This window comes from Acidaminococcus sp. HCP3S3_H5 (assembly GCF_052122235.1).
Taxonomy (GTDB): domain Bacteria; phylum Bacillota; class Negativicutes; order Acidaminococcales; family Acidaminococcaceae; genus Acidaminococcus.
This window is the reverse complement of sequence record NZ_JBQKCS010000007.1, coordinates 160,621-173,062: the sequence shown is the minus strand read 5'-3', so window position 1 is coordinate 173,062 and position 12,442 is coordinate 160,621. Positions and strand designations below refer to the sequence as shown.

The following is a 12,442-nucleotide window of genomic DNA, read 5'->3' as shown; positions in this document are numbered from 1 at the left end:
ATATTATAACGAATTTAACGAAACACTGCAAATATTGGAGGAAACCATGAATCTGGAAGGTATTGCCCTGCAGCTCCTGACCCGGGAACTGACAGGAGCTTTAAGCGGCGGAAAAATTTTCAAGATCTTCATGCCCAGCCGTGAATCCCTGCTGCTGCAGGTGAACCGGCTGAACCGTACGGTGAATCTTTTGATCGACATGAACGGGGCCTCCCCTCTCATCACCCTGCCGGAGACCCTGCCGGAGCGGCCGGACCTGCCCCCCAGCTTCTGCATGCTGCTGCGGAAGCACCTGGAGGAAGGCCGGATCGCCCGGGTGACCCAAAAGGGCCTGGACCGGATCCTCACATTGGATGTGGATCTCATCGGGGCGGAACGGAAGATCATCACCAAACACCTGATCCTGGAACTTACCGGGAAGAACAGCAACATCATCTTCACCGACGAAAAGGGAATCATCCTGGACGCTCTCCGGCATGTAACAAAAGCCCAGAGCCGGGTCCGGCAGATCCTTCCCAACCTGCCCTACACCCTGCCCCCTGCCCAGGAAGGCCTGGATTTTCTCCAGGCGGACCCTCACGCCATCCGGGAGGCTGCTGTGGCCCAGGGGGATGTGAGTCTGGTCCAGGGGCTCATTGCCGCCACCCAGGGGATCGGGAAATACACCGCCCAGGAAGTGGAACTGCGCAGCGGCTTTACGGGACCGGTGAATCTTATGGACCTGGAAGGGGCCCAAAAGGTGGAACAGGCCATCGGAGCCATCCAGCAGGAGATCCGTCAGCGTCTGGAAGGCACGGACCCGACCGTGGTGGCCCAGATCGACAGCCGGAACCGGATGAAGAACCTGGTGCCCTATGAGCCCCAGACCCATCCGGAATGGACCCGGAAGGTGTTCCCCTCCCTGCTGGCGGCCCAGGCCTACAGCGCTTCCCTGGTGCCGGTCCAGATTCCGGAAAAGGACCTGCTCACCAAGGTGGTGGCCAGCCAGGAAGCCAAGACGGAAAAGAAGCTGAAATACCTGGCCCAGGACCTGGCCAAAGCGGAAAACGCCGAAACCCAGAAGATCATGGCGGACACCCTGATGGCCTACGGCTGGTCCCTGAAAAAGGGCCAGACTTCCTGTGAACTGGACAGTCTCTACGACGGAAAGAAGCTGAAGATCGCCCTGGCTCCGGAACTGACCCCCATGGAAAACGCCCAGGCCTACTACAAACGGTACAACAAGTTCAAACGGGCGGTGGGAGAGATCCGGCAGCAGCAGAAAGAGGCCAACGATCTGCTGGAATACCTCCAGAGCCTGGAAGTGTCCCTGGAAACCGCCTCCACCAAAGGGGAGATCGGGGAGATCAAACAGGAGATCATCTCCCTGGGCCTTTTGCCCCAGCCCCGGAAGAAACAGCCTTCCCAGAGCCGGTCCACCCCCCTGAAGGTCCAGCTCACCCCGGACACCTTCCTTTATATTGGAAAGAACAACCGGCAGAACGATTATGTGACCTTCAAGCTGGGCCGGGGCAGCGACCTGTGGTTCCATGCCAAGAACATCCCCGGGTCCCATGTGATCTTAAAGACCACCCTGCCCCAGCCCCGGGAAGAGGACATCCTGGCCGCCGCCCAGCTGGCTGCCGGGTACAGCAAGGGACGGAACGCCGACCGGGTGCCGGTGGATTATGCGGAGAAACGGCTGGTGAAAAAGCCCTCCGGAGCCAAGCCCGGATTCGTGATCTACACGGGCCAGACCACCCTATATGTAAAACCTTGTACAACTGTCCACGTCAAAAAGGACTGATTCTGCTTTTTGTTGACACTCTTTTCCCATCGTGTTACAGTATTGGTTATATTACGGCGGAAACGCCAGTACATGAGGGAAAAGAGGAATACTATGAGAAGTACAACAGTGAAAAAAGGTTCCACCCGGGCGGCCCACCGCTCTCTGTTCTATGCCATGGGATATACGGAAGATGAATTGAAAAAGCCGCTCATCGGCATCTGCAATGCCCAGAATGAAATCATTCCCGGCCATATGGATCTGGACCGGATCGCCAAGGCCGTTAAATATGGTGTGCTGGAAAACGGCGGCACCCCCATTGAATTCCCTGCCATCGGTATCTGCGACGGGATCGCCATGGGCCATGACGGGATGAAATACCCGCTGGCCAGCCGGGAGCTGGTGGCGGACAGCATCGAAGCGGTGGCCAACGGCCATGCCTTTGACGCCCTGGTGCTGATCCCCAACTGCGACAAGATCGTTCCCGGGATGCTCATGGCCGCTGCCCGGCTGAACATCCCTACGGTGGTGGTCAGCGGGGGCCCCATGCTCCCGGGCCGGTACCAGGGGAAGGACATCAGCGTCAGCACCGTGTTCGAAGCCGCCGGCCGGTTTGAAGCCGGGAAAATCAGCAAACAGGAACTGTCTGCCATCGAACACTGCGCCTGCCCGGGCTGCGGCTCCTGTGCCGGGCTCTTTACCGCCAACACCATGAACTCCCTGACGGAAGTGCTGGGCATGGGCCTGCCGGGCAACGGCACCATCCCTGCCGCCTACCAGGGTGCCCGGATCGCCTTGGCCAAACAGGCCGGGAAACAGGTAATGGAAATGCTGGCCAAGAACATCCGGCCCCGGGACATCATGACCGCCAAGGCCTTCAAGAACGCCATTACCGTAGACATGGCCATGGGGGGCTCCACCAATACCTGCCTCCACCTGCCGGCCATTGCCCATGAAGCCGGGGTGGACCTGACCCTGGAAGAATTCGACGAAATCAGCAAGAAGACCCCCTACCTGACCAAGCTAAGCCCAGGTGGCACCTTCCACATGGTGGATGTGGAAGAAGCCGGGGGCATCCGGGCAGTGATGAACGAACTGGCCAAGCACGGACTCATTGAAAAGGACTGCCTCACCGTCACCGGCAAGACCGTAGGCCAGAACATCAAGGGCGCCAAGATTCTCCGTCCGGAAGTGATCCACACGGTGAAGGACCCCATCCGGAAAACCGGGGGCATCGCCGTGCTGAAAGGGAACATCGCCCAGGACTGCTCTGTGGTGAAGGAAAGCGCCGTGGCTCCGGAAATGCTGAAACATTCCGGTCCCGCCCGGGTGTTCAACTCCGAAGACGAAGCCATCGAAGCCATTGTGGGCAAGAAGATCAACCCGGGTGATGTGGTGGTGATCCGCTACGAAGGGCCCAAGGGCGGCCCGGGGATGCGGGAAATGCTGAACCCCACCGCCGTGATCACCGGCATGGGCCTGGGGAAATCCGTGGCGCTCCTCACTGACGGCCGGTTCTCCGGAGCCACCCAGGGGGCCTGCATCGGCCACATCTCCCCGGAAGCCCGGGAAGGGGGCAATATCGCCCTGATCGAAGAAGGGGACATCATCGACATCGATATCCCCAACCGGACCCTGAACGTGCGGGTCAGCGACGAAGAGCTGGCCAAGCGGAAGGAAAACTGGGTGTGCCCGGAACCCAAGGTGAAGAAGGGCTACCTGGCCCGGTACGCTTCCCTGGTGTCCTCCGCAGCACAGGGAGCGGTGCTGAAGTTTAATTAAGGATAAAAAAAGACTGGCGCCTGCGGCGCCAGTCTTTTTTTCCACGATTGGGGTGTGAATCTTTTCACACCCCCTTTTTTCTCTCCATATCCTTCATCACCCACTGCCAGGCACACCAGGCGAACAGGCCGGCGGTCAGCCAAGCCATGGGGTCGCAGGCGGCGGAGATGGCGTAGCTGTGGGTGTGCATGCCCAGAAGGGCCGTGCCGCCCCGGGCGGCCAGTTCCACCACCCCGCACAGGGTGGGCGCCAGGGCGTACCCCACCCCCTGCATGGCGTTCCGGTAAATGAAGATGCTGCTCAGGGGCAGGTAGAACCACATGGCAATGTCTCCATAGGTTTGGGCCCAGGGCATAAGGGCCGCCGGGTCCGTATCCCCGGAAAAGAAGAAGCCCATGAGCCAGGGCAGCAGATAGTGGAGCACCACCGCCGCCAGCACCGAATACAGGGCCATCACCCGGAGGGATTTCTTCACCCCCAGGCGGATCCGTTCCAGGTCTCCCCGGCCGAAATTCTGGCCTGCATAGGTGGCCATGGTCTGGCCCATGGACAGACACCCCTGGGTCAGCAGCATGGATACCTTGGAAGCCGCCGTATAAGCCGCGGCAGCGGTGGAACCGAACAGGTTGATGGCAGACTGGGCAATCATGATCCCGGAGGCGGTGATGGAAAACTGGAGAGCCATGGGCACCCCCATCCGGAGCTGTTCCCGGGTCTCATACCGGTACAGTCCCCAGTCCTGTTTCTCCGGCACCAGTACCGGGACTTTTTTCAGGATGTACACCAGGCACAGGAGCACGGAGAGCCCCTGGCTCACCACCGTGGCTAGGGCCGCCCCGGCTACTCCCATGCCAAACTGGATGATCAGCAGCAGATCCAGCCCCACATTGAGGCAGGCGGAAAACACCAGGAAGAACAACGGGGCTTTGCTGTTCCCCACGGACCGGAGGAACACGGAAGCCATGTTGTAGAATACGTTGGTGAAAAGCCCCTGGAAAATGATGGTGATGTAAGTCCGGGCATCGTTCCAGATATCCGCCGGAGTGTTCAACAGTTCCAGGAGCCAGGGCACGGCGGCGGTGCTCAAAAGGGTCATGGCCAGGGAAAGGAGCAGCGCCAGAAGGGTGCCGTTGGCTACGCTCCGGCGGACCCCGGCCTCATCCCTGGCCCCGAACCGCTGGGAGGTGAGGATGCCGAAGCCGGCGGTGATCCCCAGGGCAAAGCCCAGGACCAGGAACATCAGGGTGCCGGCGGAGCCTACGGCCGCCAGAGCCCCGGCCCCCACATACCGGCCCACGATGATCATATCCGCCATGTTATACAGCTGCTGGAACACGTTGCCCACGAACATGGGGAAAAGGAATTCCAGGATCAGGGGAAGGATGGGTCCCCGGGTCATGTCTTTTTGCATGGTTGTCACACCTCATAGAAAAAAGGGGCTGTTGCTCACGCAACAGCCCTTTTTATCAGCACAATTTCGCGCCGGCGGGGATATGGGGATCCAACATCAGGAGATGGAGTTTCCGTTCTTCCCCTTCCATATGTTCCGCGCTGAGCAGCATCCCGCAGGATTCGATGCCCATCATCTTCCGGGGCGGCAGGTTCACAATGGCCACACAGGTCTTGCCGATCAGGTCTTCCGGATCGTAGTAGGCCTTGATGCCGCTGAGGATGGTCCGGTCGGTGCCGGTGCCGTCGTCCAGGGTGAACTGGAGCAGCTTCTTGCTCTTGGGCACGGCGAAGCAGTCCTTCACCTTCACCACCCGGAAGTCGCAGTCTGCAAACTTGTCGAAATCCACATAGTCGGTGAAGAGCGGTTCGATGGTCACGTTGGAGAAGTCGATCTTTTCCGGTGCCACCGTTTCGAAAGCCGGAGCTGCAGCAGTTTCGGCTGCCACAGGAGCAGCAGCAGGAGCCTTGGGGGCTTCGTTCTTCCCACCGTCCAGAGGTTTCATGGTGGGGAACAGCAGCACGTCACGGATGGACACAGCCCCCGTCAGGAACATTACCAGACGGTCGATGCCGATGCCCAGGCCCCCTGTGGGAGGCAGACCGTGCATCAGGGCGTTGATGAAGTCTTCGTCCATCATGCCGGCTTCGTCATCCCCGGCATTCCGTTCTTCCACCTGTTTTTCGAACCGTTCCTTCTGGTCCAGAGGATCGTTCAGTTCAGTGAAGCCGTTGCACAGTTCCCGGCCGAAGATGTACCCTTCGAAACGGTCGGTGATGTCCGGATCCGCCACACTGCTCTTGGCCAGAGGAGAGATTTCCTTGGGATGGCCGGTGATGAAAATGGGCTGGATCAGGTTCTTTTCCACGAATTCGTCGAAGAAGGCGTTGATGATCTTGCCCACGCCCCAGGCGGGTTCCACCGCCACACCGGCTTCTTTGGCCAGCTGCCGGGCCACTTCCACGTCCTTGACGCCGGTGAAGTCCTTGCCGCTGTATTTCTTCACAGCGTCGATCATGGACATCCGGGGCCAAGGCCCGGTCAGGTCGATTTCCGTGCCTTCATACTGGATCTTCAGGGTCCCCAGGACCTTTTCCGCACAGGTGGTGACGATTTTTTCCGTCAGGTCCATCATGGTGTTGAAATCCCCGAAGGCTTCATAACATTCCAGGGTGGTGAATTCCGGGTTGTGTTTGATGTCCATCCCTTCGTTCCGGAACACCCGGCCCAGTTCGTACACCCGTTCCAGGCCACCTACCACCAGACGCTTCAGGTTCAGTTCCGTGGCGATCCGCAGGTACAGGTCAATGTCCAGGGCATTGTGATGAGTAATGAAGGGCCGTGCGGTGGCGCCCCCGGAGATGGTGTTCAGCACAGGGGTTTCCACTTCCAGGTAGCCCTGGTCGTCCAGCACCTGCCGGATGCACTTGATGATCTGGGTCCGTTTCACGAACACATCCCGGACTTCCGGGTTCACGATCAGATCCACATACCGCTGACGGTAGCGGATTTCCTTATCCTTCAGCCCATGCCATTTTTCCGGCAGGGGTTTCAGGGCCTTGGAGAGGAATTCCAGTTTCTGGACCCGGATGGAGGGTTCCCCCATATGGGTCTTGAACACGGTGCCTTCCACCCCTACAATATCCCCGATATCCAGCAGTTTCACCACGCTGTAGGCTTCTTCGCCCAGTTCGTCCTTCCGGACATACAGCTGGATCTTGCCGGTCTTGTCCTGGAGATCCATGAAACAGGTCTTGCCGTGGCCCCGGATGGCCAGGAGACGGCCGGCCACTTTCACTACAGTGCCGGCAGCTTCCATGGCATCCACCTGGTCATGGACTTCTTTGGTGTGATGGGTCCACTGATAGGCATGGCCAAAGGGCAGGATGCCCTTTTCTTCCAGTTTGTGCATTTTATCCAGACGGACCTGCATCTGTTCATTGACGTCTTCGTCCGCCAGTGCTTCCTTCTCTACGTCCGGTTGGTTCTTCTTTTCGTCGGACATGAAAACCCTCCTGATTCTTTGCGAAATTATTTTGCGTCCTTGGCGGCAGCCTTTTTGGCAGCGCCGGGACGGCTTACGGCTACAATCTTGTAGTCCAGTTCACCGATGGGGGTGGTGACCTTCACCACGGAACCCACCTTCTGGCCCAGGATGGCTTTGCCCACCGGGGATTCATTGGAGATCCGGGGCGGTTCGGCCATAGGGTCGGCTTCGGTGGTCCCTACCACGGTGTATTCTTCCTGATCATGGGTTTCCATGTCTTCGATCTTCACCTTGCAGCCCAGGGAAACCACGTTTTTGGTAATGTCGGAATCCTTGATGATCTTGGCATTCCGGATCATGTTTTCCAGGGTCAGGATCCGGCCTTCCACAAAGGCCTGTTCGTTTTTGGCATCGTCATATTCGGAGTTTTCGCTGATGTCCCCGTAAGAAATGGCAACCTTCAGCCGTTCGGCCACCTGCTGCCGTTTCTCGGAACGGAGATAATCCAGTTCGTCTTCTAATTTTTTGAGACCTTCTTCGGTCAAAATTGTTTGTTCAGCCATGTTTCACGACTCCTTTATAGGCTTTTTGGCTATTACCATATCTTGTAAATTATAGAGTTTTTCCGGGGGGTTGTCAATGGGAAAGGCCCCGCCGGGGCGGGGCCGTCAATGGTCAATGGTCAATTGTCAATTGTCAATGGCCGGAGGAGGCCAAATGCGGACCCATTTGGCGTTGAAGGGATGGGCCCTCTCCGGGCGGGCCCCTACAGAACCGCTGCCATCCCCGCCAGGGGCACCAGGAAGGCCAGGTTGGCCAGGGTGAATGCCTTCAGATAATATCCCTGGAGCCAGGGGTAGCGGCGTACATAATACCCGTAGGAAATCAGGCTGGCCATGGAGGCGATCAGGGTCCCCAGGCCCCCGATGTCCGTACCCAGCACCAGGGCCCGGCCGTTGTCCGTGAACCCGGACAGCAGCACCGCCGCCGGCACGTTGCTGATCACCTGGCTGGCCAGAAGGGCCGTAAAAAATTCCCGCCCCTCCAGAAAGGAAATCAGCAGCTGCCGGAAGGCCGGGATCTGGCCCAGGTTCCCGATCAGCACAAAAAAGGCCACAAAAGTCCCCAGCAGCCGGTAATCCACCCACCGGAACCACCGGGGCCGGACGGCCAGGATCCCCAGGGTCACCGCCCCCAGGGTCACCCGCCAGTCCAGCACATGGGCCACGGTCAAAAGGCACAGACAGAACAGGAACCCCAGGAGCTTTCCGTATTTCCCGGGGCTCCCTTTCCCGGGTTCCCCCCTCCCCCGTTTTTCCAGAGGCCGGCAGGGCACCCACAGGACCACCCCCAGGGCCAGCATCCCCAGGGACACCAGGGTGTAGGGCAGCAGCAGGGCCAGGAATCCCCCCAGTTCCATCTGATAATGGAAGTACAGGTACAGGTTCTGGGGATTCCCCACCGGGGTGACCATACTCCCCAGGTTGGCGGCCAGGGTCTGGAGGATGATGATCCGGGCTGTCTGTTTTTCCGTTGTCTGCCCGGCCAGGCTGAGGAGGGCAAAGGGGACGAAGGTGATCAGGGCCACGTCGTTGGTGACCCACATGCTGCCGAAGAAGCAGGCAAACACCAACACCGCCCCCAATTGCCGGGTGGTGGACAGCCTTTCCAGGAGATGGTCCAGGAGCCTGTCAAAGAAGCCCGTTTCCCGCAGACCCCCGATCACCCCCATAAGGCAGAACAGAAGGGCCAGTACCGGCAGGTTGAGGGCCCCCACCAGAGCCCGGGAAGGAGACACCGCCCCAAAGGAAAGCAGGGCCCCCAGGGAGGCCAGGAAAAGGATGGTGTTGGCGCGGATCCAGGGGAAAAGAGTATGGAAGAAGAAGTTCATGGAGGTCGTCCTTTCGGTTGGGAAGGGCCCCGCCGGGGCGGGGCCGTCAATGTGGTCAATGGTCAATGGCCGGGGGAAGCCAAATGCGGACCCATTTGGCGTTGAAGGGATGGGCCCCCTGGGCGGCCGGGTTGGGCTTGCCTTCGGCGAGCCCCTACGGCGTTGGAGTCGGGGAGTCTTCTCCGGTCGATGGGACCAGGTCCCCCAAGTTTTGGTGCAGGAAGGAGGACGGCGCCGAGTACTGCGGCGCCTAACCCACCACCAGCCTTGCGGCTGGTCCCCATCTACGGCATAAGCGACCTCGCTATCCGCTGAAGCGGATGCTCCCTGCTTACGCCCTTGCAAAGGGCGGATAAAAACTCGGGAACTTGGTCCCTCGTTTTCTGGTACTGCAATATGCTGCGTATACTGAAAGCAACGGGCGGTCAGCCCGATCCTTTTTCCGCCCCTGCATAGGATGAATATAGATCATGCGGGATCTCCCCTGGTACTCCCAAAAGCTATGGGCGCAAGCCCGAGCGCTTATCCGCCCTTTCCAAGGGCGGGGGACCGTTGCGCCTGCGCAATGGTGGTGGGTTAGCAGCCCAACGGGCTGCGTTTCCCTTCAGGAGCATTTGCCCCCGGCAAATGGTCTCCTTTGGCGTGAGACGTTTTCCCATAAAAAGAACCCGCCCCCAAAAGGCGGGTTCTTTCCTTTGGCTGCCGACTAGTGGCTAGTGACTGTTGGCTGTTCTTACAGCATCCCCTTCACTGCAGCCAGCACTCCGTCGAAATTGATGGCATGGGTCACTTCGGGGACGTATTCCACGTAGGTCACTTTGTCGTTTTTGTCGATGACCACGACCCCCCGGGCTTCCAGCCGCAGGCCGTCCATGAGGAAGCCGTAGTTCTTCCCGAAGGAAGCGTCCCGGTGATCGGACAGGGTCACCACGTTTTCCACCCCGGCGGCGCCGCACCAGCGGGCCTGGGCAAAGGGCAGGTCCATGGAAACCGTGAGCACCACCACATCTTTGGACAGGCCGGTGACATCCTGATTGAACCAGCGGGTCTGGGCGTCGCAGACTCCGGTATCCAGGGAAGGCACCACGGAGATCACTTTGATCTTCCCTTCATAATCTTTCAGGGTCTTTTCCCCCAGTTTGTTGTCAATGAGTTTGAAATCAGGAGCCTGCTGGCCAATTTTCACTTCCGGCCCCGCCAGGGCCACAGGGTTGCCGGCAAAGTTCACAGTACGTTTTTCCATATTGAAATTCCTCCTCTATATGATCAGAATGGATAGTTTGTTGGTATAGATATAGTATAGCATTTTAAGAATGATTCGTAAATAGAATTTTGTAAAAGATTGAGGAAAAGGACCCCCTACCCGCTGCCCCGGGTCCTTTCCCCCCTTGCCAGAGGGACACAGCCCCCTGGGCGGCCGGGTCGGGCTTGCCTTCGGCGAGCCCCTACGCCGTTGGGGTCGGGGAGTCTTCTCCGGTCGTTTGGACCAGGTCCCCCAAGGGCCGGTGCAGGAAGGAGGACGGCGCCGGGTATTGCGGCGCCTAACCCACCACCAGCCTTACGGCTGGTCCCCAGCTACGGCATAAGCGACCTCGCTATCCGCTGAAGCGGATGCTCCCTGCTTACGCCCTTGCAAAGGGCGGATATAGGCTGGGTCCATGGACCCATTGCTTATTTGAGTACAAGGGCGAAGCCCGTGTACTTGTTATCCGCCCTTTGCAAGGGCGGGGGACCGTTGCGCCTGCGCAATGGTGGTGGGTTAGCAGCCCAACGGGCTGCGTTTCCCTTCAAAACCATTTGCCCCCGGCAAAGGGTCTCCTTTGGCGTGAGACGCAAAAAATCCCCCTGGTTTCCCAGGGGGATTTTTTAACCCTTACGGTCTGATCTTACATCATCCCGGGCATGCCGCCGCCCATGGCAGGGGCTGCTGCGGCGCCTTTTTCAGCCGGTTTGTCGGCTACTACGGCTTCCGTGGTCAGGATCATGGAAGCGATGGAAGCGGCGTTCTGGAGAGCACTGCGGGTTACTTTGCAGGGATCCACGATACCAGCTTTGATCATATCCACATATTCTTCGGTGGCAGCGTTGAAGCCGGTGCCTTTGGCAGCCTTCTTCACAGCTTCCACGATGACGGCGCCTTCCAGGCCGGCGTTGTTGGCGATTTGCCGTACCGGTGCTTCAATGGCCCGTCTTACAATATCGATACCGGTCTTTTCATCACCGTCAGCCTTGGCTTCCAGTTCGTCCAGAACCGGCTGTACCTGCAGCAGAGCGGTGCCGCCGCCGGCCACAATGCCTTCAGCCACAGCAGCACGGGTGGCGTTCAGGGCATCTTCGATACGGAGTTTCTTGTCTTTCAGTTCGGTTTCGGTAGCAGCACCAACCTTGATCACGGCTACGCCGCCGGACAGTTTGGCCAGGCGTTCCTGGAGTTTTTCTTTGTCGAACTGGGAGGTGGTGGCAGGGATCTGAGCCTTGATGGAGGCGATCCGGTCAGCCACAGCCTGTTTGTCACCGCCGCCGTCAACGATGGTGGTCATGTCCTTGGTTACCCGTACCTGACCGGCAGTACCCAGGTCAGCCAGGGTAGCGCTGTCCAGTTTCCGGCCCACTTCTTCACTGATCACCGTAGCACCGGTGAGGGTGGCGATATCCTGGAGCATGGCCTTCCGGCGGTCACCGAAGCCAGGAGCCTTTACAGCCACAGCCTTGAAGGTGCCACGCAGACGGTTCACAACCAGGGTAGCCAGGGCTTCCCCTTCCACGTCTTCAGCAATGATCAGCAGTTCACGGCCCTGTTGTACAACCTTTTCCAGGACAGGCATAATGTCGTTGATCAGGGTGATCTTCCGGTCCGTAATGAATACGTACGGGTTGCTCATAACGGCTTCCATCTTGTCAGGATCCGTTACCATGTAGGGGGAGATGTACCCACGGTCGAACTGCATGCCTTTTACGGTTTCCAGGGAGGTGTCCATGGTCTTGGATTCTTCCACGGTGATTACGCCGTCGTTGCCCACTTTTTCCATGGCATCGGCAATCAGCCCGCCGATTTCTTCATCACCGGCGGAAATGGAGGCAACCTGTGCCTTTTCTTCCTTGGTGCTGACAGCCTTGGCGCTCTTCTTCAGTTCGTCAACCAGAGCATCGGTGGCTTTCTTGATCCCTTTCTTCAGGACCATGGGGTTGGCACCGGCCACCACGTTCTTCATCCCTTCATGGACGATGGACTGGGCCAGCACCGTAGCGGTGGTGGTACCGTCGCCGGCGATGTCGTTGGTCTTGGTGGCCACTTCACGGACCAGGGCGGCGCCCATGTTTTCAAACGGATCTTCCAGTTCAATATCCTTGGCAATGGTTACCCCATCGTTGGTGATGGTGGGAGAACCGAATTTCTTTTCCAGTACAACGTTCCGGCCTTTGGGCCCCAGGGTTACCTTTACGGCATCAGCCAGGGCATTGACACCCCGTTCCAGGCCACGGCGGGCATCTTCATCAAATTTAATCAGTTTAGCCATATTGATCGACTCCTTAATTCCAGATAATGTACGGTTTGGTATTTTCTAC

Annotated in this window: 8 protein-coding genes; 2 read left to right on the top strand and 6 right to left on the bottom strand. The window is 58.7% G+C overall.

From position 1 onward, the window contains the following. Positions 1 to 46 precede the first annotated feature (46 nt). Both ACTQY5_RS09890 and ilvD read left to right on the top strand, forming a co-directional pair. Positions 47 to 1,786 carry an Rqc2 family fibronectin-binding protein gene (locus ACTQY5_RS09890; protein ID WP_022488183.1) on the top strand — a complete coding sequence of 580 codons (1,740 nt, stop codon included), beginning with the start codon at positions 47 to 49 and terminating at the stop codon, positions 1,784 to 1,786. A 93-nt stretch (positions 1,787 to 1,879) separates the two neighbouring features. Further along, the gene (ilvD, locus tag ACTQY5_RS09885; RefSeq protein ID WP_154487334.1) at positions 1,880 to 3,547 is read left to right on the top strand and encodes a dihydroxy-acid dehydratase; all 1,668 of its coding nucleotides are present in this window, start codon (positions 1,880 to 1,882) and stop codon (positions 3,545 to 3,547) included. A 64-nt stretch (positions 3,548 to 3,611) separates the two neighbouring features. Here ilvD and ACTQY5_RS09880 read toward each other — a convergent pair whose 3' ends face one another. The 6 genes from ACTQY5_RS09880 to groL form a co-directional block, all read right to left on the bottom strand. After that, on the bottom strand, positions 3,612 to 4,958 hold the full coding sequence (locus ACTQY5_RS09880; RefSeq protein WP_441369153.1) for an MATE family efflux transporter: 1,347 nt from the start codon (positions 4,956 to 4,958) through the stop codon (positions 3,612 to 3,614). Positions 4,959 to 5,013: 55 nt separating this feature from the next. Then, on the bottom strand, positions 5,014 to 7,002 hold the full coding sequence (gene lysS / locus ACTQY5_RS09875; protein ID WP_441369152.1) for a lysine--tRNA ligase: 1,989 nt from the start codon (positions 7,000 to 7,002) through the stop codon (positions 5,014 to 5,016). Positions 7,003 to 7,028: 26 nt separating this feature from the next. Next, a complete protein-coding gene (greA, locus tag ACTQY5_RS09870; protein ID WP_022488187.1) occupies positions 7,029 to 7,547 on the bottom strand; it encodes a transcription elongation factor GreA in 519 nt (172 codons plus the stop codon). A gap of 203 nt (positions 7,548 to 7,750) precedes the next feature. Beyond that, positions 7,751 to 8,875 (bottom strand): SLC13 family permease, encoded by a 1,125-nt coding sequence (locus tag ACTQY5_RS09865; protein ID WP_441369151.1) that lies wholly within the window; start codon positions 8,873 to 8,875, stop codon positions 7,751 to 7,753. Between the two features lie 733 nt (positions 8,876 to 9,608). Beyond that, a complete protein-coding gene (tpx, locus tag ACTQY5_RS09860) occupies positions 9,609 to 10,118 on the bottom strand; it encodes a thiol peroxidase (RefSeq protein ID WP_441369150.1) in 510 nt (169 codons plus the stop codon). A 643-nt stretch (positions 10,119 to 10,761) separates the two neighbouring features. Continuing rightward, positions 10,762 to 12,393 carry a chaperonin GroEL gene (groL, locus tag ACTQY5_RS09855; RefSeq protein WP_279127476.1) on the bottom strand — a complete coding sequence of 544 codons (1,632 nt, stop codon included), beginning with the start codon at positions 12,391 to 12,393 and terminating at the stop codon, positions 10,762 to 10,764. Positions 12,394 to 12,442 lie beyond the last annotated feature (49 nt).